The following is a 23522-nucleotide window of genomic DNA, read 5'->3' on the forward strand; positions in this document are numbered from 1 at the left end:
GGTCCCGGGTACCGGCGGTGCCGAGGACCGACAGCGAGGGGGACGCGTGGACGAGCGACGGGACGAGCCCGGCGGCCTGACCCGGGACGGGCGGGATCCCCGGGCGACCCGGGAGGCCGAGGAGGCGCACGGCGGCAGCATGGCCCCGGGCCTGGTGGACGACACCGGGCACCCGGTGGCCGAACCGCCCGTGCCGGACAACGAGCCGTCGGCCCTGGGCCGGCCGGGGGAGGAGGACGGCACCGGTTCCTGACCGGCGCGTCGACGCCCGGGGCCGTGGCCCCGGGCGTCGGTCAACCGCGGATCACCTGCCGGCCATGGCCATGGGTCGCTTGCTCGCGCCCATCCCGGCCATCTTGCTGATCGCCATCGGGGCGCTCGCCAGCCCGCCGGCCCGGCCGAGCAGACCCCGCAGCACCTGTCCGGGCTTCTGCTGCTCGCCCATGTACGCGGACACCACCACGAGGGCGCCGGTCATCGCCGGGATGGCCCACTGGAGCAACTTCATCTGCCGCTGCGAGGAGGCGACGTTCGCCGGCGTCTGGTAGCTCGGCTCGGTGGCCCCCTCGACGGGCGGCCCGCCCGCCTTCTGCAGCCGCATGCCGAGCAGCCGGCTGTAACCGGTCACCGCCAGCGCGCCCACGGTCAGCGCGGTCTTCAGCGTGCTCATCTTGGCCACGCCGGCCTGGCCGGCCACCCGTGGGCTCTCGGTCACCAGCTCGCCGACCGCACCGGCCAGGTGCGCGCCGATCGCGGCCGCATTGACCGGAGTCCAGCGCGCCCAGCCGGCCGAGGCGACCGGCAGCCGTTGGGTCGAGTCGTCGATCTTCGCCGCCGCGCCGTTGACGCCGAGCGCCCCCATCAGTGAGCCGCCAAACCAGGCCGCCAGGCCCAGGTCGTGCATCGAGCGCAACGCGGTGTGCCGTTCGGACATCTGATCCCCCTCCGCCGTGTTCGGGCGGTGCGGCTTACCCACCTTTCGCGCGGCTACGCACCCGTCTTCGGCCACGGCCGGGTCCGCCCGGTCGCCGGGCGCGCCGGGGTCAGCGGGGCAGCGCGGCGGCGAACGCGGCGACCCGCGCGGCCAGCGGGGCGGCGGCGCGGACCCAGGTGAAGTGGTCCAGCGGAGCGCCGGCCTCGGCGACGGTGTACCGGTGCCGCGTCACCGGGGCGGCGGTGAGCTTGCCGCAGAGGTGGTCCATCGTCTCGTGCGGCGTGTACTGGTCGTCGTCGACGCTGACCGCGAGCACCGGGGTGCGGATCCGCCGGACGGCCGCCTCGGCGTCGACCCCGTCCAGCACCGGGAAGCGCCCGGTCCGCGCGGTGTGCGCCCAGTCCCGGATCACCCCGCGCGCCTGCCGGCCGCCGAACCCCCAGCCAGGCCACACACCGAGCAGCCGGGCGACCGCCGCGATGCCCTGGGTGTACGGGAGCACACCCCAGCCGCGCAGCCCCGGGTACCCGCGCCACCAGGGGATGCCGACCGCCACCAGGGCCAGCCCGTCCACCCGGTCGGCGTCGTGCAGCGCCTGGTGCAGCACCGCGACCTGCCCGCCGAGCGAGTGCCCGAGCAGCAGCCGGGTCCGGCCGTCCAGCCGGGGCTTGAGCGCGTCGAGCACCGCGCCGACGTCGGTGGCCAGCTCGGAATAGCCGTACCGGCAGCTGCGGGCGGGGGCCGGCGTGCTCTCTCCGGTGCCCCGCAGGTCGGCCACGACGACGGCCAGGCCGGCGTCGCGCAGCGCGGCGGCGAACGGCCGGTAGTAGCGGGCGCGGACGCCCATGGCCGGCCAGATCAGCACGACCGGCGCGCCGGGCGGCCCGTCCGGCTCCGGGTAGACCTGCACGCCGATCCGCGCCCCGTCGACGTCCACGAACTCCTGCGTGTACTCCCCGCTCACCGGCTCAGCCTACGGCCGGAGGCTACCCGCGGGTAGCAAGGGGTCGCCCGGCCGCCTGCGCCGGCACCCGGCGCCCGGCCACCGGCCGCGACCGGGCGGCCGCGGTCACCCGGCCGACCGCCGCCAGCACCGCCGGCACGTCCAGCTCGGCCAGCGCCGGGTGCACGGCCGGGCCGTCACCGGCCGGGCGGGGCCCGGCCCACAGGGCCTCGTGCCACGGCCGGTCCGGCGGCGGCCCCCACCCGGCGGGCGGCACCGGGCCGAAGAGCAGCACCGACGGGGTGGCGTAGGCGGTGGCCAGGTGACCGATGCCGGTGTCCCCGCAGAGCACGAGGCGGGCGTGGGCGACAAGCGCGGCCAGCTCGCCGACGTCGGTCGCGCCGGCCAGCACCGCGTCGGCCGGCAACCCCGCCCGGCGGGCCACGTCGACGGCCAGGTCCCGCTCGCCGGGACTGCCGGTGACCACCACCCGGTGACCCCGGGCGGCCAGCTCGCGGGCCACCGCCGCGAAGCGCTCCGGTGGCCAGCGCCGCTGCGCCGCCTTGGCACCCGGGTGCACGATCGTCACGCCGGTCGGCAGCCCGCCGGGGCCGGGGCGGCGCAGCGCCAGGTCGCCGCGGTCCGCGCGGATCCCGTACCAGCCGAGCATCCGGCACCACCGGTCCACCTCGTGCTCCTCGGCCCGCCACGGCGGACCGTCGTGCCACCCGGCCTCCGCGTTGGCGAAGGCCAGCAGCCGCCGCGGCCGGACCCCGGCCAGCATCCGGTGCGACTGCGGCCCCCGCCCGTGCAGGTTCACCGCCACGGCGGGCGGCGGGCCGGACCACCCGAGGGTGCCCAGCCCGTCCGCCACGACCTGCCGGTCCACGCCACCCACCAGCTCGACCAGCGGGGTCAGCCAGCGCGGCGCGACCAGCGCCAGCTCGGTGCCGGGGTACGCGGCACGCAACGCGCGCAGCGCCGGCACCCCGGTCGCGAGGTCGCCGACGCCGAGCGCCCGGAGCACGAGGATCACGGGTACGACGACTCCTGCTCGGCGCAGACCACCAGCTCGCGTACGGCGCAGCCGGGCGGCTGGGCCAGGGCGAACATGACCGCCTCGGCGGTGTCCGCCGGGTCGTTGAGGATCGCGCCCGGCCCGGGCTTGTACCGCTCGTCCCGGTCGTCGAAGAACGCCGTCCGCATGCCGCCCGGGATGAGCAGCGTCACCCCGACCGTGCCGGCCAGCTCGGCGGCGAGCGCACGGGTGAAGCCGACCACCCCGAACTTCGCCGCGCAGTACGCGGTGGCGTCGCTGACCGCCTTGACGCCCAACGTGGACGCCACGGTCACCACGGTGCCGTGCGCCCGCTCCAGGTGCGGCAGCGCGGCCCGGATCACCGCGGCGGTGCCGAGCAGGTTGATCGTCACGATCCGGTCCCAGGTCGCGCCGTCGACGTCGGCGAGGCGGCCCGGCACGTCCATGCCGGCGGCGGTCACCAGGCCGTCGAGGCCCCCGGCCCGCTCGGCGATCTGCCGGGTGGCCGCCTCGGCCGCCCGGGTATCGGCCAGGTCGCACCCGACCCACGGCACCCCGTCGGCCGGCGCCTGCCGGTCCAGCACGTACGGCCGGCCGCCGGCCTTGGCCACGGCGGCCACCACCGCCGCGCCGAGGCCGCTCGACCCGCCGGTCACGAGGACGGCCCGTCCGTTCAGGTCCCTGCTCATGCCGGCACCCCGTTCCGCTCCGGGCCGCCCTGAGGCGCCCGTTCCCTCCGTGGACGATCCGCGTGTCGACGCTCGCTCATACCGCTCCCTTCACGAGGTGGAGACCGCGCTGGCGCGCGGCCGTGATGGTGCCGGTGGTGGACCGCCCGGCCAGGAAGGGCACGGTGACCACCCGCCCGCCCCAGCGGCGCACCAGCTCCGCCTCGGGCAGCTCGGGCGCGCCGTCGCCCGCGTAGTCGCCGCCCTTGACCCAGACGTCCGGCCGCAGCCGGGCGAGCACCTGGTGCGGGGTGGGCTCGTCGAAGACCACCACCGCGTCGACGCAGTCCAGGGCGGCCAGCAGCCGGGCCCGGTCCTGTTCCGGGTTGACCGGGCGCTCCGGCCCCTTGAGGCCACGGACGCTGCGGTCGGAGTTGAGGCAGACCACGAGGCAGTCGCCGAGGCGGCGGGCCGCCTGGAGGGTGGCCAGGTGACCGGCGTGCAGGATGTCGAAGCAACCGCCGGTGGCGACCACCGTGCCGCCGTCGGCGCGTACCTTCGCGACGAGTTCCTCGCCGGTACGACCGGCGACGTGGTGCTCGGGCCGCTCCGGCGCCCGGTGCAGGCCGGCCGCCCCACCGGCCGCCACGTACGCGGACGCGGCACCGACCGCCGCCTGCACCGCCTCGGCGACCGACGCCCCGTCGGCCAGCGCCAGCGCCGCGGTGGCGGCGAACCGGTCCCCGGCGCCGCAGGTGTCCTCGACGTGCGCCACGGTGGACGGTGACGGCACGACCAGCGGCGCGGTGCCGGAGTGGCAGAGCACCGCCCCGTCCGGCCCGGTGGTCACCGCGACCGCGCCGACCCGCCACCGGCGGCGCAGCTCCTGCCCGGCCCGGGTGGCGGCGGAGAGCGCCGAACCGGCACCGGCGTCGCCGGTGAGCTGCCGCAGCTCGGCCAGGTTCGGGGTGGCCAGCCGGGCCCCGGGCACCGCGGCGGGGCCGCGCGGGTGGGGGTCCCAGACCACCGGGGCGGTGGCGTCGGCCAGTGCCGCGCGCAGCGTCGGGTGCCGGACCAGCCCGCGACCGTAGTCGCTCACCAGGATGGCCCGGGCCCGGGACAGCAGCTCCAGCACCGCCTCCGGCGGCTCGCCCGGTGGCTGGGGGTCACCGCCCCGGTCCAGCCGGAGCAGGGTCTGCCCGCCGGCCCGGAGCCGGATCTTCTCGGCGGTGGCGCCGGGCAGGCGGACCGGGAAGAGCTCGACGCCCGCCTCGGTCACCAGCTGCGCCAGCCGGGCGCCGCCGGCGTCGTCGGCCAGCCCGGTCACCAGCGCCACCTCGGTCTCCTGCGCGGCGGCGAGCAGCGCGGCCAGCCCGGCACCGCCCGGCCGCTCGGCGGCGGACCGTTCGTCGAGCACCGGCACCGGCGCGTCCGGAGCGACCCGGCCGACCACGCCGGTGACGTCCCGGTCCAGCAGCGCGTCGCCGACCACGACCAGCGGGCGGGTCACGACCGCACCGACCCCGCGCCGGGGGACCCGTGTCCGTTGGTCGAGTGTCCGTTGGCGCCGTCCCGGCCTCTGCCGGCGGCGACCGGGGGCGGCGCCCAGCGGGCGAAGGTGCCGGCCCGCGGCGCGGGGACGGGCGCGGTGGGGAGCTGCCGGATCAGCGGCAGGGCCTGGTCGACGTACTCGCAGAGCAGGTGCGTGGAGACCAGGTGCAGCTCCTGCACGACCTGGCTGTCCGGGGACGGCACGGCGAGCACGTCGTGGCACGCCTCGGCGAGTGGGTTGGGGGCGGGGCCGGTGAAGGCCCAGCAGCGTAGGCCGGTGTCGTGGGCGGCGTGGGCGGCGGTGAGGAGGTTGGTGCTGGTGCCGCTGGTGGACATGAGCAGGAGGATGTCGTCGGGTCGGCCGTGGGCGCGGACCTGGCGGGCGAAGACCTCGTCGTAGCCGTAGTCGTTGCCGATGGCGGTGAGGGCGGAGGTTTCGGCGTGCAGGGCGATGGCGGAGAGGGGTTCGCGGTCGTCGCGGAGTTTGCCGACGAGTTCGGCGGTGAGGTGTTGGGCTTCGGCGGCGCTGCCGCCGTTGCCGGCCGCCAGCAGCCGCCCGCCCCGGGCCAGCGTCCAGGCCAGCTCGGTGCCCCAGCCCGCCAGCCGCTCCGCCTCCCGCCGGTAGGGCAGGAGTGCCGCGGCCAGCCCGGAGAGGTGGGCGTCGAGGGCGTCGTGGCGGGTCATCACGCCACCGCCGACGCCGGCCGGGACGCCGTGGTCAGCGCGGCGTAGACCGCGCCGAGCTGTTCGGCGCAGCGCTTCCAGGAGTACCGGCTGCGGATCCGGTCCAGCGCCGCCGTGGCGTACGCGAAACGGCGGACCCGGTCGGCGAGGAGCCGGCGGAGCGCGGTGCCGAGCGCGCGGGGGTCGCGCGGCGGCACGAGGTCGCCGGTCAACCCGTCCACGACGCTGTCCGCGATGCCGCCCACGTCGGTGCCGATCACCGGCACACCGCAGGCCATCCCCTCCAGCGGCGTGAGCCCGAACGGCTCGTACCAGGGGGCGGCGACCAGCACGTCCGCCGAGCGGTACCAGGCGGGCATCTCCTCGCGTGGCACCGCGCCGACCAGCTTCACCCGGTCGGCCACCCCGCACGACTCGGCAAGCGCGGACAGCCGCCGGGCGAACGCGTCGGCGGGGAGCAGGTCGGCCGGCGGGCCGCCGACCACCACGCACTCGGCGTCCGGCACCGCGGGCAGCGCCCGGACCACGTCCAGGAAGCCCTTCCGCTCCACCATCCGGCCGACCGTGAGGATGCGGGGGCGGGCCGGGTCGCGGGGGGCGACCGGGCCGTCGGGGCGGAACACGGCCTGGTTGACGCCGGACGGGACCAGCGCCATCCGGGACCGTGGCACGCCCATCCGAACCAGCTCGGCGACCTCGTCCGCGCACTGCACGATCACCCGGTCCACGGTCCGGCCGAGCGCCCGCTCGTAGCCGATCCGCCCTGGTGGACTGGTGTCCCGCGCGCCCTGGTGCCGGCGCTTGACCGTGCCGAGCGCGTGGTACGTCAGCACCGTCGGCACCCCGGTCCGCCGCCCGGCGTGCACGGTGGCCAGGCCGCTCATCCAGAAGTGCGCGTGCGCCACGTCCGGGATCCAGCCGCCGCGCCGCCACGAGTCCGCCAGCCAGCTGCCGAACTCGCCCATGTACGGCAGCAGCTCGTCCTTCGGCACCCGCTGCGCCGGGCCGGCCGGCACGTGGCACACCTGGTAGCCGTCCGGACTGGACACCACGTCGGCCAGCGCGGCGGAGTCCCGGCGGGTGTAGACGCGGACGTCGTGCCCCTCGCCGACGAGCGCGGCCGCGAGTTCCGCCACGTGGGTGTTCTGACCGCCGGCGTCCTCCTCGCCGAGGGCGGCGAGAGGGCTGGCGTGCTCTGAAATCATCGCGATGCGCATGTCTCCTCCTCCATGAGTCGGTCCCAGTCGGCGAGGAACCGGTCGAGCCCGAACCGTTCCTTCGTCACCTCGCGCGCCCGCGCCCCCAGCCGGTACGCGGCGTCGCGGTCCTCGGCCAGCCAGCGGGCCGCCTCGACGAGCGTGTCCACCCGGGTGGAGAGCACCCCCGCGCCGGGTGGCACGGCGTCCACGGCCTCGGTGGTGGCCAGCGCGACGACCGGCATGCCGATGGCCATGGCCTCGACGAGGCTCAGCCCCAGCGAGGTCCAGCGGCACAGGTGCAGGTACGCCCGCCGCTTGGCCACCTCGGCGTGCATCCGGTGCTGCGGTGGGTCGTCGTGGACGGCGAGCCGGTTCGCCGGCAGCCCGAGCCGGTCGGGCAGCCCGGCCACGCCCATGCCGAAGACGTCCAGGGGGGCGACCGCGGCGAAGCGCGGCATCAGGTCGGTGCCGGTGACCCGCCAGCGGCGGACCGGCTCGTTGGTGACCACGGCGAGGCGGTCCAGCTCGCCGGTCCACTCGACGGCCGGCGCCACGATGCCGTGCTCGACGACGGCGGTGCGGGTGCCCCCGTTGTCCCAGAACAGCTCGTTGAAGTGGGTCACGTGGGTGAGCAGCAGGTCGTCGCGGTCGGCCATCGGGTGGCGGGTGTTCGGCACGTCGCCCTTCGGGGTGTTGTGCTCGACGTAGATCGCCGGCACGTCCCGGCCGGGCCGGCGGCCCAGCCACCGCTCGGCCAGGTCCAGCTCCTCGGGCCGTTGCAGGAGCACCAGGTCGACCTCGGCCCGCCCCAGCTCCTCCGGGGTCACCTCGACGGCGTTCTCCGGCCACGGGTAGGTCCGCGCCCGGCCCCGCCCGTACGGGCCGCGGTCGGGCGTGACCGGCACGAGGTACCGGTGTCTCCCGTGCACGAACGACGTCGTCCAGGAGCCGTGCACGTGCCACAGCAGAACGTTCATCTCTCTCCTCGTCGGCGACGGTGCGGGGGCGGGCGGTGGGGTTCAGCCGGGGACGAGCCGGCGGACGGCGGCGACCACCCGGGCCGGGTCCAGGCCGCCGAGGCAGGGGTGCCCGGCGACCGGGCAGACGGCGGCCCGGGTGTCCCGGCAGGCCGCCCCGGCGTCGCCGAGCCGGACGGTGGGCACCCGGTAGGGCCCCCACTGCCCGAACGGGACGGTCGGGGCGAAGAGGCTGACCACCGGGGTGCCGACGGCGGCGGCCAGGTGCGCCGGCCCGGTGTTGCCGACGACGAGGCAGCGGGCCCCGGCGAGGATGCGGGCGAGCCCGGCCAGGTCGGTGGCGCCGCCGAGGTCGGTGCCGCCGGCCGCGGCGACGTGGGCCGTCAGGTCCCGTTCGCCGGGCCCGCCGGTGACCAGCACCCGGTGCCCGTCGGCCGCGAGGGCGGCCACGATCTCGGCGCAGCGGTCGGGCGGGCAGGCCCGCGCCGGCGCCGACGAGCCGGGGTGCACCACCAGGTAGTCGCCGGCGGGCAGGTCGACGGCCGGCGCGGGCAGGTCGGCGCGGAGTCGCAGTCCCGGTTCGTCGCCGGCGGGCAGCGCGAAGCCGGCCGCCGCGGCCAGCGACAGGGCCCGCTCCGGTTCGGGCACCCCGACGGGCACGCGGTGCCGCACGTCGAGCAGGGACCCGGGGTAGTCGTCGCTGATGGCGCTGATCCGCGGCACCCCGGCCATCCGCAGCAGCAGGGCGAGGGGGAGCGCCGACTGGTGGAAGGAGGTGAAGACGACCGCCTCGTCGGCACCCACCGCGGCCAGCCGGCCGGTGAGCCGGCGCATGTCGTCGGGGTCGACCCGCCCGGGGGCGCCGTCGATCCAGGGCAGCCGCCACTCGATGATCTCGTCGACGCCGGGCAGCAGCTCCGCCGCCGCCCGGCCGCGTGGCCCGCAGAGCAGCACCACCCGGTCCGCCCCGGCCGCCACCGCGCGGATCCCGGGGCCGGTCACCAGCACGTCGCCGGCCGAGTCGCTGCGCACCACCAGCACCGTGCCGGCCCGCCCGGCGCGCGGCGCCTCCGGTCGTACCGCCCGGTCCCGGCGCAGGATCTCGGCCACCGCTCCGGGCAGGTCCCGGGCGACGGCCGGTGCGTCGGCCACCTCCTCGGGGCGGGTGACTGGCGTGGGCACGAGGATCCCGGTGGCGCCGGCGGCCAGCGCGGCGGCCATGTCGCGGCCGATGTCGCCGATCAGCACGCACCGCCGGGGCGTGGTGCCCAGCGCCCGGGCCGCCTCGTGCACGAGCCCGGGGGCCGGTTTGCGGCAGGCGCAGCCGTCGGTGTCGTCGTGCGGGCAGATCGCCCAGTGGTCGAACGGGCCGAGCAGCTCCTCGATCCGGGCGTGCACGGCGTGCATCTGCCGTTCGGTGAAGTGTCCCCGGGCCAGCCCGGACTGGTTGGTCACCACCGCCAGCCGGAGCCCGGCCGCGCGCAGCCGGTCCAGTGCCGCCCGGGCGCCGGGCAGCGGCCGCACCTTCTCCGGGTCGCCGTTGTAGGGCACGTCCTCGACCAGCGTGCCGTCGCGGTCGAGCAGCACCGCGTCGTAGAGGGCGGGGCCGGCCGGATTCATGGCCGGACAGTTGCCCTGGGACAAGGAACTAAACATCACCGTCCCGCCCCGGGATCGCGCGCGGTGACCAGCGCCCCGGCGGGGACGGCGCGGGCGCGCCACCAACCCCGGACAAAATGGACGACGGCGAGCGGTGGGATGAGCGCGCTGGTCACCAGCATCGTGGCGACCTCATCGGGGGTGCGCGGTCCGGGGGCGACGCGGGCCCGGGTGAACTCGGCGGTGCCGGCCGCCCAGACCAGCGCGGCGAGTCCGCCGGCCACGCCGGCCGCCCGCCGGGCGCCGACGGCACCCAGGGGAGCGGCCCGCAGCGCCGCGGCGGCCAGCGCCACGGCCCCGGCCGCGGTGACCGTCACGTGCCGGGGCCGCCGCCCCGGCGGCAGGTCGAGGTGGGCCCGCCACCCCGGGCCGTACAGCCGGCGCAGCAGCGCGTCGTCGGCGTTGCCGCGCTGGGTGCGCAGGCTGACCCAGCGGCTCTCCGGTCGGACCGGGTGGGTCACCCGGCGCCGCCCGCGGACCAGGTCCCAGCCGGCCCGGCGGACCCGGTGGGCCAGCTCGGCGTCCTCCCGGTAGGCGCGCGGGAAGCGTTCGTCGAACCCGCCGACGGCGGCCAGCGCCCTCCGGCGGTAGGCCATGTCCGCGGTGATCCAGCGCCCCTCGGCCAGGCCGGCGGTGCCGCGTTCCCAGTCGGTGGGGCGCCGGTGCGCGGGCAGCGGCACCTCCACCACGCCCTGCACGCCGCCGACCCCGCCGGCCACCGCGAGCTCGGCGCGCAGCCGCCGGGCCCAGTCCGGCGCCGGCACCACGTCGTCGTCGAGGAAGACCACCCACTCGCCGCGGGCGGCCCGCCAGCCCAGGTTGCGGGCGGCCGCCGGGCCCGCGCCACGCCCGGTCAGCACCTTCGTGTACGCGGCCAGCGCCCCCGGCACCGCCAGTTCCCCGGTGTCGTCGCGCCGGTCGTCGACGAGCAGCAGCTCGACCCCGGGCAGCTCGTCGAGCTGGCCGGCGAGGGCGTCCAGCAGGGTGGCCAGGCTCGGCCGCCCCAGCGTGGGCACGACCACACTGATCACCGGGCACCACCGCCCAGGGCGCGGCGGTGCACCGCGAACGGGCCGAGGGCGAGCAGGTCCACCGGGGCGGAACCGAACAGCTCCATGGCCTCGCGCGGGGTGTCCACCATGGGCCGCCCGGCGGTGTTGAGCGAGGTGTTCACGACCACCGGCAGCCCGGTGCGCCGCTCGAACTCGGCCAGCAGCTCGGCCACCAGCGGCTCGGTCTCCGGGTGCACGGTCTGCACCCGGGCGGTCCCGTCGACGTGGGTGACCGCCGGGATCCGGTCCCGCCACTCGGGCTTCACCCGGTGCACGAACAGCATGTACGGGCTGGGGTAGACCCCGTCGAACAGCTCCGCGAAGCGTTCCGCGCGGACCATCGGGGCGATCGGCCGGAACTGCTCCCGGCCCTTGACGTCGTTCATCCGCCGGGTGGTGTCCGGGTCGCCCGGGTGCGCCAGCAGCGACCGGTGGCCCAGCGCCCGCGGGCCGTACTCGCTGCGCCCCTGGTACCAGGCCACGATGCCGTTGTCGGCGAGCACCCGGGCGGCCTCGGCGGCGATCGACGCCGGCCGGGTGTACGGCAGCGCGGCCCGCCGCAGCTCCGCCTCCAGTTCCTCGTCCGACCAGCCCCGGCCCAGGTCGGCGCCCGCCATCGGGGTGGACCGGTCGCCCAGTTCGCCGGCCACGTGCAGCGCCGCGCCGAGCGCCGTGCCGGCGTCGCCGGCCGCCGGCTGCACCCAGACGTCCCGGTACGGCCCCTCGGCGGCGAGCCGGGCGTTGGCCACGCAGTTCAGCGCCACGCCGCCGGCCATGGCCAGGGTGCGGGCCCCGCCGGAGGCGTCGTACAGCCAGCGGGACAGGTCCAGGATGACCTCCTCCAGCCGCGCCTGGACGCTGGCGGCCAGGTCGGCGTGCTCCTCGGTCAGTTCGCCGCCGGCGGCGACCGTCTTGGCCAGGCCGGCCCAGTCGATCCGCTCGACGTGGAAGCCGCCGTCGTCGGTGGCCCGGACCAGGTCGCGGAGCAGGCCCAGGTGCTTCGGCCGGCCGTAGGAGGCCAGCGCCATGACCTTGTACTCGTCGCTGGAGTGCAGGAAGCCCAGGTGCCGGGTGAGGTCCTCGTAGAGCAGGCCGAGCGAGTGGGGGAGCTGCTGGGAGTGCAGCGGCGACAGCCGGCCGTCGCGGTAGACGCCGGCCAGGTGGCTGGCCACCTCGCCGCGGCCGTCGAGCACCAGCACCGCGGTGTCGTCGCCGGCCGGCGGGGCGGCCAGGCCGGCGGAGGCGGCGTGCGCGACGTGGTGCGGCACGAACCGCACCCGGTCCGGGTCGAGGCCGGGCAGGGCGGCGGCGAGGAACTGCGGGGCCCGCCGGGCGTAGTCGACCCGCAGCCAGTCCCAGGGGTCGCTGAGGCCCAGCTCGGCCGCGTCCCGGCAGAGGCCGGGGTCGAACGAGTACGCCACCGCGTCGAGGCTGTCCACGTCGATCCCGGCGGTGGCCAGGCACCATGCGGCGGACAGTTCGGGCAGCTCCCAGGCGGAGAAGGGGACCGGGCGCTTGCCGTGCTTGCGCCGGCTGAACCGCTCCTCCTCGGCGGCGGCCACCACCCGGCCGTCGACCACCAGGGCGGCCGCGGGGTCATGGAAGACGGCGTTGATTCCAAGGACGCGCATGCGTGGTCCCTACCCCGGCGACCACGGCCTAACCTGTAGATCATCGACTTCTCCCGAGAAGTCGTATCTCCGGTGTGGACGCCCCCGACGCGGGACCAAAGCCGCTGGTCGGTGTACGGGGCGGCGGCGATCCCGAGGGGCACGGGACCCTCGTGGCCAGCGTCATTGCCACCGGACGGGCTGGTCGGCCCGTGTCGGGGCGGGCGGGCTCTGGCTAGGGTCGAGGTGTGAAGCTCAACCGGTCGACCGACATGGCTCTGCGGATCGCCATGCTGACCGCCGCGTCCCCGGCCCGGACCACCGTGGACGAACTCGCCACCCAGCTGGCGCTGCCGCGCAGCCACGTGGCCAAGGTGGTGCAGCGCCTGCAGCGGCTCGGCGTGCTGGTGACCATCCGGGGCCGCTCCGGCGGGGTGGCCTTCGCCGAGCCCGCCGGGGAGCTGACCGTGGGCCACGTGGTGCGGGCCTTCGAGGGCGACGACGAGGTGGTCAACTGCGAGCAGCCGGCGTGCCCGCTGGTCGCCGGCTGCCGGCTGCGCGGCGAACTGCGCCGCGCCCAGGCCGCCTTCCTCGCCGTGCTCGACGGGGTACGCCTCGGCGACCTGGTCGACGGCGCGGCCGGCCCGCTGCTGCTCACCCTCGGCGTTCCGGCGGTGCGCACCTGATGGCGGTCTCGCATCCGATCTTCGCCCGGGTCTTCGCCCGCGCCAGCGTCGCCATGGACCGGGCCGGTGCCGCCGCGCACCGGCGCCGCCTGGTCGCCGGGCTGAGCGGCCGGGTCGTCGAGGTGGGTGCCGGCAACGGGCGGAACCTCCCGCACTATCCGCCGACGGTGACCGGAGTGCTCGCCGTGGAGCCCGAGCGGCGGCTGCGCGCGCTCGTCCGGGCCGCCGCGCCCGACGCCCGCGTGCCGGTGACCGTGGCCGCCGGCCTGGCCGAGGCGCTGCCGGTCGCCGACGCGGGCGCGGACGCCGTGGTGCTGTCGCTGGTGCTCTGCTCGGTGCCGGACCAGGCGGTGGCGCTGCGTGAGGCGCGCCGGGTGCTCCGCCCGGGCGGACAGCTCCGCTTCTACGAGCACGTCGTGGCGGAGACTCCCGGGCTGCGCCGCGCCCAGCGCGTCGCCGACGCCACACTCTGGCCGCTGTGCTGCGCCGGCTGCCACACCGCCCGGGACACCGTGGCGGCGATCCGGGCCGCCGGCTTCACCGTGGTCGAGCTGGACCGGTTCCGTTTTCCGCCGACCGGGATGCCGGGGCCGGCGTCGCCGCACGTGCTCGGCGCGGCCGTCCGCCCCTGACCCGCCGCGAGGCGCCCCCGGGCGGGGACGCCTCGCGGTCGTGGCGGGTCAGCCCACCGTGATCGTGCCGTCCGGGGCGCGGACGCAGGAGACCGCCCGGGAGCCCGTCGTGGCCGCGCCGGCCAGGCAGCGGCCGAGCACCCGGTGGCCGGCGGCGCTCGGGTGCCAGGACTCCTGGCAGGTCTGGAAGTAGGTGCCGCAGGCGTTCGCGATCCGCTGGATGTCGAGCTTGTCGTAGCCGGAGAGGCTGGTCACGAAGACGCCGGTCGGGCCGTCCATGAGCCGGATCGGGGTGGCCAGGGCGTTGCCGGGGCTGCCCGCCGACTCGCAGAGCCGGGCGCCGTCGAAGGCGCGCTGCACGTTGAGGTAGACCAGGTCGTCCTGGGGGAACTCGGCGGCCAGGGTGCTCCGGACCGAGCTGACCAGGGTGCCGAGACCCTGCGAGAAGCGCTGGCCCGGGGCGAGACTGCCGCGGTGGATCGGGCAGCCGGCCGCGTACCGCTCGGCACCGAGGGCCCGGAACTTGTCCCGGGTGTCGTCCCGGTCGTCCTCGCTCCAGTAGCCGGAGGCCAGCTCGGCGGGCAGCGGGTTGGTGTAGTCCTGGAACACGACCCGGTGCTGGCCGTCGGCGTCGATCTGGTCGAGCGTGGTGAGGAGCTGCCGGAGGGCCGCGGTGGTCTCCGCGGTCGCGGCGGCGAACTGGGCGGCGGTGCCCAGGTCGGCGTCCGTGCAGGGCTCCTGCTCGACCGGCCCGCCGAGGTACGCCCAGAACTCCCACCAGCCGGTCCAGGCGTCGGCGATGAACCGGTTGGCGCACTTCTCCGCCACGCTGCCGAAGGTGAACGAGCTGTTGTTCGAGCCGAGGCCCACCAGCACCAGGTCGATGTCGTGGGTGCGCGCCACCGCCCGGAGCTGGTCGAGCTGGGCGCCGACCTGCCGGCCCTTCGCCCGGCTCGCGGAGGCGGCGGCGATGTCGTAGGGCTGCCCGCCCGAGCAGGCCAGGTTGAACCGGGCGGCGATGCCCGGCAGGTCGGCCTGGAACAGGGAGGCGTTGGGCGAGCGGTGGCAGAAGTAGGCGCTGCTGTTCGGCGCCGACCAGCCGGGGAAGCCCTGGGCCACCCCGTTGACGTCGACCACCGGCGCGTACGCCCCGGCGCCCTCGCCGCTGATGAAGCTGTCGCCCAGCGCCACGGCGGCGGTGGGCAGGGCGGCCGCGGCGGGCCCGGCGGGCGCCACGGCGGCCGGCAGCGCCACCGCGGCCACGGCCAGCGCCGCCGCGAGCGCGGCACGACGGAACAGGGACATGGGCCGACCCCCTCACACATCGAAATGTGAAAGATCCTCTGAGGAGGCGATCAGATCACGCCCGTGTGACGTGCGTCAATGGATGGACATACCGGTGTTCGCTCCCGCGGCGCCCGGCGGGAAGACGCCGGCGGCGCACGTCGTTGTCCTGCACGGACGCCTCCTCGCCTCCGCGGCGCCGGCCGACCGCGCCGCACCGCACCGGGTGCCACGGGTCTGTCGGAGTGCCGGGCTAGGCTCGCTCCGGCGCGCCGCGCCTGGCGATCGACGTGGGGGATCGCACGGTGAGCGGCACCACACCGCCGAGACCTGGGAGTACGACCAGTTGACCGCACAGCCTGAGACCCTGTACGGGGCCGACGACCTGACGCACCTGGAGGGCCTCGACGCCGTCCGGAAGCGCCCCGGCATGTACATCGGCTCGACCGACAGCCGTGGCGTGGGTCACCTCGTCAACGAGATCCTCGACAACTCGACCGACGAGGGTGTCGCGGGTCACGCCACGAAGGTCGACGTCATCCTGCACGCCGACGGCTCGGTGCGGGTCGACGACGACGGCCGCGGCATCCCGACCGACGTGCACGCCAAGTCCGGGATCTCGGGCGTCGAGCTGGTGCTGACCCGGCTGCACGCGGGCGGCAAGTTCGGCGGGTCCGGCTACAAGACCTCCGGCGGTCTGCACGGTGTGGGCGCCTCGGCCGTGAACGCGCTCTCCCGGCGGTTCGACGTCACGGTCCGGCGCGGCGGCAAGGTCCACTCGATGTCGTTCCGGCACGGCGTACCCGGGATCTTCGACGGCGACGGCCCCGACGCGCCGTTCACGCCCGGCCCCGGTCTGCAGATCGTCGGCGCCATGAAGCGCGGCCAGCGCACCGGCACCTCCATCCGCTGGTGGCACGACCCGCGCTACTTCGAGACCGGCGCGGCGCTGGACACGGAGGCGGTCCGCCTCAAGCTGCGCAACACCGCCTTCCTCGTCCCCGGCGTGGCCTACCGGCTGCGCGACGAGACCGGCGAGAAGGCCGTCGAGGAGAGCTTCCACTTCCCCAACGGCCTCACCGACATGGTCGATTACCTCGCCCCGGCCGGCGACCGCCCGGTCTCCGGCACCCTGCTGGTCACCGGCGAGGGGACCTACCGGGAGAACGCCGCCGACGCCAACGGCGTCATGCAGTCCAACGTGCAGCGCCGGGCCGAGATCGAGGTGGCGTTCCGCTGGGGCACCGGTTACGAGCGCACCGTCGAGTGCTTCACCAACACGATCCGCAACGCCCACGGCGGCACCCACCGCAAGGGCTTCGAGCGGGCCCTGGCGCGCACCCTGGCCGAGGCCGCCCGCAACACCCGCGGCCTGCTCAAGCCCAAGGAGGACGCGCCCACCCTGGACGACGTCCTGGAGGGCATGACCGCGGTGGTGCACGTGCGGATCCCGGAGCCGCAGTTCACCTCGCAGACCAAGGACGAGCTGTCCACCGCGGGCATCACCAAGGTGCTCCAGGGGCTGGTCGAGGCGCACCTCAAGGCCTGGCTGGAGGACCGGCGGACCAAGGCCGAGGCCCGCACGGTGCTGCAGAAGATCGTCGACGCGGCCCGGGTCCGGCTCACCCAGAAGCAGCAGAAGGATGCGGCCCGGCGCAAGACCGCCCTGGAGGGCGCGTCGATGCCGGCCAAGCTCGTCGACTGCCGGGCCACCGGGGTGGACCGCAGCGAGCTGTTCATCGTGGAGGGCGACAGCGCCCTGGGCACCAGCCGGATGGCCCGCTCCTCGGAATACCAGGCGCTGCTGCCGATCCGCGGCAAGATCCTCAACGTGCAGAAGGCCAACCTCCAGCAGGTGCTCGACAACGCCGAGTGCGCGGCCATCGTGCAGGTGCTGGGCGCCGGCTCGGGGCGCACCTTCGACCTGTCGGCGCTGCGCTACGGCCGGGTGCTCATCATGGCCGACGCGGACGTGGACGGCGCGCACATCCGGACCCTGCTCATCACGCTGTTCGCCCGCTACATGCGCCCGCTGATCGAGGCGGGCCGGCTCTACGCGGCCATGCCGCCCCTGCACAAGATCACCACCAGGGGGCGCAACCCGCAGACCGTCTACACCTACACCCAGGCCGAGATGGAGGCGACGGTCCGCAAGCTGGAGAAGGCCGGCAAGCAGATCGTCACACCCATCCCGCGGTTCAAGGGTCTCGGTGAGATGGACGCCGACGAGCTGTGGGAGACCACCATGAACCCGGCCACCCGGGCGGTCCGCCGCATCACCCTCGACGACGTCGAGGCCGCCGAGCGGATCCTCGAACTGCTCATGGGGGAGAAGGTCGAGCCCCGCCGGAACTGGCTCATCGACTCGGCAGACCGGGTCGACCGCGACGCCATCGACGCCTGACCACCGGGTTCTTCGAAGGGAAAGCTGAACCATGGCACGCCGCAAGGACGACCGCGCCAAGGCGGATCTCTCCGCCTTCGACCAGGCCGGCGCCCGGGTCTTCGACAACCCGCTGGTCACCGAGGTCTCCGACTCCTACCTGGAGTACGCCTTCTCGGTCATCCACTCCCGGGCCCTGCCCGACGCCCGGGACGGGCTCAAGCCGGTGCACCGGCGCATCCTCTGGTCGATGTACGAGCAGGGCCACCGCCCCGACCGGGGGCACGTGAAGTCGGCCCGCATCGTCGGCGACGTCATGGGCAAGTACCACCCGCACGGCGACGCCGCGATCTACGACGCGATGGTCCGGCTCGCCCAGGACTTCTCGCTCAACGTGCCGCTGATCGACGGGCACGGCAACTTCGGCTCGCCCGACGACGGCCCGGCCGCCGCCCGCTACACCGAGGCGCGGATGTCCCGCGAGGCCATGCTGCTCGTCGGCGAGCTGGGCGAGGACACCGTCGACGTCGAGCCCAACTACGACGGCTCGCTGACCCAGCCCACCGTGCTGCCGGCGGCCTTCCCCAACCTGCTGGTCAACGGCGCGTCCGGGATCGCGGTCGGCATGGCCACCAACATGATCCCGCACAACCTGGCCGAGGTCGTCCACGCCGCCCGCTGGCTGATCAACCACCCGGACGCCACGCTCGACAAGCTCATGGAGTTCGTCCCCGGGCCCGACCTGCCCACCGGCGGGCTGCTGCTCGGCCTCGACGAGGTGCGCCGGGCCTACGAGACCGGGCGCGGCGTGGTGCGGATGCGGGCCCGGGTGCAGACCGGCCCGCTGGAGGGCAGCCGGGGCCGGCAGGCCATCACGGTCACCGAGCTGCCCTACGGGGTGGGCGCCGAGAAGGTCATCGCCGCCATCACCAACGAGGTCAACAAGACCAGGCGGCTGACCGGCATCGCCGACGTCAAGGACCTCACCGACCGGGAGAACGGCACCCGGCTGGTCATCGAGTGCAAGGTCGGGGTCAACCCGCAGGCACTGCTGGCCGACCTCTGGCGGCTCACCCCGCTGGAGCAGTCCTTCGGCGTGAACAACCTGGTCCTGGTCGACGGCCAGCCGCAGACCCTGGGCCTCAAGCAGCTGCTGGAGGTCTTCCTCGCCCACCGCTACGAGGTGGTCACCCGGCGCAGCGCGTACCGCAAGCGCAAGCGCGAGGAGCGGCTGCACCTGGTCGACGGCCTGCTGATCGCCCTGCTCGACATCGACAAGGTGGTCAAGCTGATCCGGGCCAGCGAGGATGCCCAGGCCGCCAAGGACGGCCTCATGCAGAAGTTCAAGCTCTCCGAGATCCAGGCCACCTACATCCTGGACACCCCGCTGCGCCGGCTCACGAAGTACGACCGGTTGGAGCTGGAGGCCGAGCAGGAGAAGCTGCGCGGCGAGATCGCCGAGCTGTCGAAGATCCTCGACGACCCGAAGGTGCTGCGGAAGCTGGTCTCCGACGAGTTGGCCGCCGTGGTCAAGCAGTTCGGCGCCGACCGTCGCACCACCCTGGTCGACGGCGACCTCAAGGAGGTCCTGGCGGCGTCCGTGCCGGCCGGCCCGCTGGAGGTCGCCGACGACCCCTGCCAGGTCATCCTCTCCGCCACCGGGCTGGTCGCCCGCACCGCGGCGGAGTCGGAGGAGGCCGCCGAGGCGCGCCGGCGCAGCGGCCGGGTCAAGCACGACGCGGTACGCGCCGTGGTGCACTCGACCGCCCGCGGCCGGGTCCTCCTGGTGACCAGTGCCGGGCGGGCCTTCAAGATCGATGTGCTGCCACTGCCGGTGCTGCCCGAGCAGTCCGGCACGGTGTCGCTGCGCGGCGGCATGTCCGCCGCCGAGCTGGTGCCGCTGGAGCAGGGCGAGACGGTCGTCGGGCTGGCCCCGCTCGGCCCGCCCGCCGAGGGCTCACCCGGCCTGGCGCTGGGCACCCGCCACGGCGTGGTGAAGGTCTGCGCGCCCGAGTGGCCGGTCCGCTCGGACGAGTTCGAGGTCATCTCGCTGCGCGACGGCGACGAGGTGGTCGGGGCGACCTGGCTCACCGACGGGGCGGAGACCCTGGCGTTCGTCTCCTCGGAGGCGTCACTGCTGCGCTTCGCGGCATCCGTGGTCCGGCCGCAGGGCATCAAGGGCGGCGGCATGGCCGGCATCAACCTGCCCGCCGGGGCGCGGGTGGTCTTCTTCGGCGCGATCCGCACCGACGACCCGGGCCACGGGGAGCCGATGGTGGTCACCTCGACCGGCGCCACGGTCAAGGTGACGCCGTTCAAGGCGTACCCGGCGAAGGGCCGGGCGACCGGCGGCGTGCGCGCCCAGCGGTTCCTCAAGGGTGAGCTGGACCTGGCCGTGGCCTGGATCGGCCCGCGCCCGGTCGGCGCCACGGCCACCGGCGACCCGGTCGAGCTGCCCCCGGCCGACCCCCGCCGCGACGGCTCCGGCTTCGCGGTGATGCTCGGCCCCACGGTGGTCGGCCACCAGATCGACCGCGACTGACGGTCGCCCGAAGGGGCCCCGCGGCGTGGCCGCGGGGCCCCTTCACGCACCACCCGCGCACCCCGCCCGCCCACCCCCCCGGGCCTCCCGGCGCTGATCATGAAGTTGTTGCCCTCGGGCGCGGCGTGTCGTGACAACAACTTCATGATCAACGGCACCGGGCGGGCGGGGCGGGACCGGCGGGCGGGGCGGGGGAGGCGGTCAGAGTTCGGGTTCGGGGGCTTGGCGGGTCGTGGGGGTCGTGCCGCGGAGGCGGGCGATCAGGCGCATGCCGTGATAGATCACCAGGGCGGCGGCGGTGCCCAGGGCGATGCCGTTGAACGAGAGGTCGCCGGCGGTCACCGTGTAGTTGGCGGCGCCGACGATCACGGCGACCGCGGCGGTCATGAGGTTGACCGGGTCGTGGAAGTCCACCCGGTTTTCGATCCAGATGCGGGCGCCCAGCACGGCGATCAGGCCGTACAGGGCCGTGGTGGCGCCGCCCAGCACCCCCGCCGGCACGGTGAGGATCAGCGCGCCGAACTTCGGGCAGAGCCCGAGCAGCACCGCCGCGAACCCGGCCACCCAGTACGCGGCCGTCGAGTAGACCCGCGTCGCCGCCATCACGCCGATGTTCTCCGCGTACGTGGTGGTGCCGGAGCCACCGCCGGAACCGGCCAGCACGGTGGCCACGCCGTCACCGAGGAACGCCCGCCCCATGTCCCGGTCCAGGTTCCGCCCCGTCATCGCGGCGACCGCCTTGACGTGCCCCGCGTTCTCCGCGATCAGCACCAGGATCACCGGGATGACCAGCACCACGGCGCGCAGGCCGAAGGTCGGGGCGTGGAACTGCGGCAGGCCCACCCAGGCGGCCTCCTTCAGCGTGGTGACCGCCGTCGGGTCGAGCTGGCCGAGCAGCGCCGCCAGCACCCAGCCGACCACGACGCCGAGCAGGATCGACAGCCGGGCCAGGAATCCGCGGAAGAGCACCGTGCTGACCAGGATGGCGACCAGGGTGATCACCGCGATCAGCGGCTGTGCCTTGACACCGGTCCCGCTGCCGCCGCCGTCCCAGGCCACGGGGGCCAGGTTGAGCCCGATGAGGGCCACGATGGCGCCGGTCACGACCGGCGGCATCAGGGCGTCGATCCAGCGCGCCCCGGCCAGTTGCACCACCACGCCGACAAGCGCCAGCGCGACGCCGGCCACCACGATGCCGCCGAGCGCCGCGCCGATGCCGCCGTCGGTCGTCGCGGCCAGCACCGGGGCGATGAAGGCGAACGACGACCCCAGGTACGAGGGCAGCCGGTTGCCGGTGATCAGCAGGAACAGCAGCGTGCCCAGCCCGGAGAAGAAGAGCGTGGTGGCCGGCGGGAAGCCGGTGATCAGCGGCACCGTGAAGGTGGCGCCGAACATGGCGACCACGTGCTGCACGCCGACTCCGACGGTGCGCGGCCAGGACAGCCGCTCGCCGGGGTGGACCACGTCGCCGGGGGTCACGGCGCGGCCGTCGCCGTGCAGGGTCCAGGGGGACCAGCGGGAGGTGGGGGACTGGGTCATGGCAGCCCTTCGCGTCGTCAGGTGACGGGGGCGTGATCGACCCTGAGAGTTGTTTCTAGCACGGCACCGGCCCGGGTCCGGGGCCGGCTCGGCGTCAGGCCACGCCGGCGGGACGGAACTGCACGCTGACCCGGGGGCCGACCGGCCGGGCGGTCTTCGGGACGGCGTGCTCCCAGGTGCGCTGGCAGGAGCCGCCCATCACCACGAGGTCGCCGTGGCCGAGCGGGAAGCGCAGGCTGGTCCCCCCGCCGCCGCGGGGGCGCAGCAGCAGCGGCCGGGGCGAGCCGAACGAGACGATGGCCACCAGGGTGTCGGTGTGCGCGGAGCGGCCCAGGGTGTCGCCGTGCCAGGCCACGCTGTCCCGGCCGTCCCGGTAGAGGCACATCCCGGCCGTCACGAAGGGCTCGCCCAGCTCGGCCGCGTAGTGCCGGGTGAGCGTGTCGCGCGCCGTGGTGAGCACCGGATGCGGCAGCTGGCGGCCGGCGGCGTACCAGCAGAGCAGGCGGGGGACGTCGACCTCGGCGTCGTACATCGTGCGGCGCTCGGCCCGCCACGGCACCTCGTGCAGGAGCGTGTCGAGCACCGCGTCGGAGCCCGCCACCCAGCCGGGCAGGTGGTCGACCCAGGCGCCCCGGCTCAGCTCGTGCCGGCGTACCCGGCCGGCGAGCGGGCCCAGGGTGGGGCCCTGCGCGGCGAAGTCGAGCATCGAGGGCTGGTACGCGACGTCGGACACGCGGCCGATCCTACCCTGTTCTCGAACAGGCGTACGAGGAATGGTGGGGCTGGGCGGGAACGGCGGTCCCCGTCGCGCCGGGGGCGCGGATCCGGACACCGGGTAGGGTGCCCGGCGGTGGCCCGGCCCGCGGGCGCCGTCGCGGGAGGCCCTCCGGCCGCCCCGCCGACACCCCCGAGGAGGAGCTGTGCCGGTGACCCTGCGGATGGCCGGGTACCCGGCGTGACCAGCGCTCCGGCCGCCCCCCGCGCCACCCGCCTGCCGTCGCTGACCGGGCTGCGCTGGATCGCCGCCCTGCTGGTCTTCGCCTTCCACGTCGGCACCATGGGGATCGTCGCCCAGCCCGACCTGAAGGCCTTCGTGGGCACGGCGTTCGGCCTCGGCCTCTCGGGGGTGGAGTTCTTCTTCATCCTCAGTGGATTCGTGCTGGTCTGGTCGTACCGCGACGGCGAGCCCCGCCGCACCTTCCTGCGCCGGAGGCTCGCCAAGATCTATCCGAACCACCTGGTGACCTTCGTGGTGGCGCTGGCCGTCGCGTTCTGGTTCGCCGACCCGGTCGCCCCGTGGGCCGCGGTCGGCAACCTCTTCCTGCTGCAGGCCTGGATCCCGCTGGACGGCTACTTCTACAGCGTCAACAACGTGAGCTGGTCGCTCTCCTGCGAGCTGGCCTTCTACCTCTGCCTGCCACTGGTGCTGCCGTGGCTGCGCCGGGCCCGGACCGGCGCGCTGTGGGCGGTCGTGGTGGCCGTGCCGCTGCTCATCCTGGCCCTCTGGCCCGCGCAGCTCCTGGTGCCGGAGGAGAGCCGCTGGTGGTTCACCCAGATCTTCCCGGTCACCCGCTCCTTCGAGTTCTGGCTGGGCGTCGCGGCCGCCGAGCTGCTGCGCCGGGGCCGTTGGCGCGGCCCGAACCTGACCGTGGCCAGCCTGCTCTTCGTGGCCACCTGGGTGGTGGCCGCGCTGTGGATCCGCGCCGAGTTCTGGGCGGCCCTGCTCGCGGCGGCCTACCTGCTGGTCATCACGGCGGCGGCGGACGCCGACGTGCGGGGCCGGCCCACGCCGTGGCGGTCCCGCGCGATGGTCTGGCTCGGCGAGGTCTCCTTCGCCTTCTACCTGGTCCACGTGCTGGTCATGAGGACCGTGCTGCGGCTCACCGGCGACTGGGGCACCGGCCTGGGCGGCTGGTGGGGGCCGCTGGTGGTGCTCGCCTTCCTGCTGCTCAACCTCCTGCTCGCCGCGGCCCTGCACCGCTGGGTGGAGATGCCGTTGATGCGCCGCCTCGGACCGTCGCGCCGGGCCCGCCGGGCGCCGGGCGCCACCGCGCCGGCGCCGCGCGTGCCCGCCCCCCGCGCGGCCCCCGAGGCCCCGGCCAGAAGCGTCGAGTACGCCGGGCGGCGCGACCCGGGCTGA

The 23522-nt window shown here is 75.6% G+C and carries 20 protein-coding genes; 6 read left to right on the forward strand and 14 right to left on the reverse strand.

Going from position 1 to position 23522, the window contains the following annotated elements; genetic code table 11:
* The first annotated feature begins 46 nt into the window (after positions 1–46).
* On the forward strand, positions 47–253 hold the full coding sequence (locus ACZ6PY_RS25945) for a GTPase activator (RefSeq protein WP_466076295.1): 207 nt from the start codon (positions 47–49) through the stop codon (positions 251–253).
* A 51-nt stretch (positions 254–304) separates the two neighbouring features.
* On the opposite strand, the gene ACZ6PY_RS25950 is transcribed toward ACZ6PY_RS25945, so the two are convergent.
* The 11 genes from ACZ6PY_RS25950 to ACZ6PY_RS26000 form a co-directional block, all read right to left on the reverse strand.
* The gene (locus tag ACZ6PY_RS25950; protein ID WP_466076298.1) at positions 305–934 is read right to left on the reverse strand and encodes a hypothetical protein; all 630 of its coding nucleotides are present in this window, start codon (positions 932–934) and stop codon (positions 305–307) included.
* A 109-nt stretch (positions 935–1043) separates the two neighbouring features.
* Entirely contained in the window at positions 1044–1898 is an 855-nt protein-coding gene (locus tag ACZ6PY_RS25955; RefSeq protein WP_466076301.1) for an alpha/beta hydrolase family protein, read from the reverse strand.
* A 22-nt stretch (positions 1899–1920) separates the two neighbouring features.
* A complete protein-coding gene (locus tag ACZ6PY_RS25960; protein ID WP_466076303.1) occupies positions 1921–2913 on the reverse strand; it encodes a glycosyltransferase family 9 protein in 993 nt (330 codons plus the stop codon).
* Entirely contained in the window at positions 2910–3605 is a 696-nt protein-coding gene (locus ACZ6PY_RS25965; protein WP_466076306.1) for an SDR family oxidoreductase, read from the reverse strand. The genes ACZ6PY_RS25960 and ACZ6PY_RS25965 overlap by 4 nt, the downstream gene beginning before the upstream one ends.
* A 76-nt stretch (positions 3606–3681) precedes the next feature.
* Positions 3682–5094 carry a D-glycero-beta-D-manno-heptose 1-phosphate adenylyltransferase gene (gene rfaE2, locus ACZ6PY_RS25970; RefSeq protein WP_466076309.1) on the reverse strand — a complete coding sequence of 471 codons (1413 nt, stop codon included), beginning with the start codon at positions 5092–5094 and terminating at the stop codon, positions 3682–3684.
* Entirely contained in the window at positions 5091–5819 is a 729-nt protein-coding gene (locus ACZ6PY_RS25975) for a D-sedoheptulose-7-phosphate isomerase (protein WP_466076313.1), read from the reverse strand. Before ACZ6PY_RS25975 ends, rfaE2 begins: the two co-directional genes overlap by 4 nt.
* Positions 5819–7036: a glycosyltransferase gene (locus ACZ6PY_RS25980; protein ID WP_466076316.1), complete on the reverse strand. Its 1218-nt coding sequence runs from the start codon at positions 7034–7036 to the stop codon at positions 5819–5821. The genes ACZ6PY_RS25975 and ACZ6PY_RS25980 overlap by 1 nt, the downstream gene beginning before the upstream one ends.
* Entirely contained in the window at positions 7021–7995 is a 975-nt protein-coding gene (locus tag ACZ6PY_RS25985; RefSeq protein WP_466076319.1) for a glycosyltransferase, read from the reverse strand. Before ACZ6PY_RS25985 ends, ACZ6PY_RS25980 begins: the two co-directional genes overlap by 16 nt.
* 42 nt (positions 7996–8037) lie before the next feature.
* Entirely contained in the window at positions 8038–9615 is a 1578-nt protein-coding gene (locus ACZ6PY_RS25990) for an HAD-IIIA family hydrolase (RefSeq protein ID WP_466076322.1), read from the reverse strand.
* A gap of 35 nt (positions 9616–9650) precedes the next feature.
* Positions 9651–10685, reverse strand: a complete 1035-nt coding sequence (locus tag ACZ6PY_RS25995; RefSeq protein ID WP_466076327.1) for a glycosyltransferase family 2 protein — start codon at positions 10683–10685, stop codon at positions 9651–9653.
* Entirely contained in the window at positions 10682–12337 is a 1656-nt protein-coding gene (locus ACZ6PY_RS26000) for a carbamoyltransferase family protein (RefSeq protein ID WP_466076330.1), read from the reverse strand. Before ACZ6PY_RS26000 ends, ACZ6PY_RS25995 begins: the two co-directional genes overlap by 4 nt.
* Before the next feature lie 227 nt (positions 12338–12564).
* On the opposite strand from ACZ6PY_RS26000, the gene ACZ6PY_RS26005 reads away from it, so the two are divergent.
* Complete coding sequence (locus tag ACZ6PY_RS26005; RefSeq protein ID WP_262283623.1) at positions 12565–13002, forward strand: RrF2 family transcriptional regulator; 438 nt, start codon at positions 12565–12567, stop codon at positions 13000–13002.
* A complete protein-coding gene (locus tag ACZ6PY_RS26010; RefSeq protein ID WP_466076335.1) occupies positions 13002–13634 on the forward strand; it encodes a class I SAM-dependent methyltransferase in 633 nt (210 codons plus the stop codon). The genes ACZ6PY_RS26005 and ACZ6PY_RS26010 overlap by 1 nt, the downstream gene beginning before the upstream one ends.
* A 48-nt stretch (positions 13635–13682) precedes the next feature.
* Here the strand turns inward: ACZ6PY_RS26010 and ACZ6PY_RS26015 are convergent, their stop codons facing one another.
* A complete protein-coding gene (locus ACZ6PY_RS26015) occupies positions 13683–14939 on the reverse strand; it encodes an SGNH/GDSL hydrolase family protein (protein WP_466076338.1) in 1257 nt (418 codons plus the stop codon).
* A 325-nt stretch (positions 14940–15264) separates the two neighbouring features.
* Here ACZ6PY_RS26015 and ACZ6PY_RS26020 point away from each other — a divergent pair, with 325 nt between their 5' ends.
* Positions 15265–17322: a DNA gyrase/topoisomerase IV subunit B gene (locus ACZ6PY_RS26020; RefSeq protein ID WP_466076340.1), complete on the forward strand. Its 2058-nt coding sequence runs from the start codon at positions 15265–15267 to the stop codon at positions 17320–17322.
* 31 nt (positions 17323–17353) lie between these two features.
* A complete protein-coding gene (locus ACZ6PY_RS26025; protein ID WP_466076342.1) occupies positions 17354–19843 on the forward strand; it encodes a DNA gyrase/topoisomerase IV subunit A in 2490 nt (829 codons plus the stop codon).
* Positions 19844–20044: 201 nt separating this feature from the next.
* Here the strand turns inward: ACZ6PY_RS26025 and ACZ6PY_RS26030 are convergent, their stop codons facing one another.
* Positions 20045–21382, reverse strand: a complete 1338-nt coding sequence (locus ACZ6PY_RS26030) for a uracil-xanthine permease family protein (protein WP_466076344.1) — start codon at positions 21380–21382, stop codon at positions 20045–20047.
* Between the two features lie 94 nt (positions 21383–21476).
* Positions 21477–22115 carry an alpha-ketoglutarate-dependent dioxygenase AlkB gene (locus ACZ6PY_RS26035; protein WP_262283629.1) on the reverse strand — a complete coding sequence of 213 codons (639 nt, stop codon included), beginning with the start codon at positions 22113–22115 and terminating at the stop codon, positions 21477–21479.
* 222 nt (positions 22116–22337) lie between these two features.
* Here ACZ6PY_RS26035 and ACZ6PY_RS26040 point away from each other — a divergent pair, with 222 nt between their 5' ends.
* On the forward strand, positions 22338–23522 hold the full coding sequence (locus tag ACZ6PY_RS26040) for an acyltransferase family protein (protein WP_466076347.1): 1185 nt from the start codon (positions 22338–22340) through the stop codon (positions 23520–23522).

Source organism: Micromonospora sp. NPDC048907 (assembly GCF_055586885.1).

Coding starts and splice junctions, on each gene's coding strand:
- ACZ6PY_RS25985 (WP_466076319.1), bottom strand. CDS start 7,995: ATGAACGTTCTGCTGTGGCACGTGCACGGCTCCTGGACGACGTCGTTC.
- ACZ6PY_RS26010 (WP_466076335.1), top strand. CDS start 13,002: ATGGCGGTCTCGCATCCGATCTTCGCCCGGGTCTTCGCCCGCGCCAGC.
- ACZ6PY_RS26000 (WP_466076330.1), bottom strand. CDS start 12,337: ATGCGCGTCCTTGGAATCAACGCCGTCTTCCATGACCCCGCGGCCGCC.
- ACZ6PY_RS25950 (WP_466076298.1), bottom strand. CDS start 934: ATGTCCGAACGGCACACCGCGTTGCGCTCGATGCACGACCTGGGCCTG.
- ACZ6PY_RS25980 (WP_466076316.1), bottom strand. CDS start 7,036: ATGCGCATCGCGATGATTTCAGAGCACGCCAGCCCTCTCGCCGCCCTC.
- ACZ6PY_RS25965 (WP_466076306.1), bottom strand. CDS start 3,605: ATGAGCAGGGACCTGAACGGACGGGCCGTCCTCGTGACCGGCGGGTCG.
- ACZ6PY_RS26025 (WP_466076342.1), top strand. CDS start 17,354: ATGGCACGCCGCAAGGACGACCGCGCCAAGGCGGATCTCTCCGCCTTC.
- ACZ6PY_RS26030 (WP_466076344.1), bottom strand. CDS start 21,382: ATGACCCAGTCCCCCACCTCCCGCTGGTCCCCCTGGACCCTGCACGGC.
- ACZ6PY_RS25990 (WP_466076322.1), bottom strand. CDS start 9,615: ATGAATCCGGCCGGCCCCGCCCTCTACGACGCGGTGCTGCTCGACCGC.
- ACZ6PY_RS26015 (WP_466076338.1), bottom strand. CDS start 14,939: ATGTCCCTGTTCCGTCGTGCCGCGCTCGCGGCGGCGCTGGCCGTGGCC.
- ACZ6PY_RS25975 (WP_466076313.1), bottom strand. CDS start 5,819: ATGACCCGCCACGACGCCCTCGACGCCCACCTCTCCGGGCTGGCCGCG.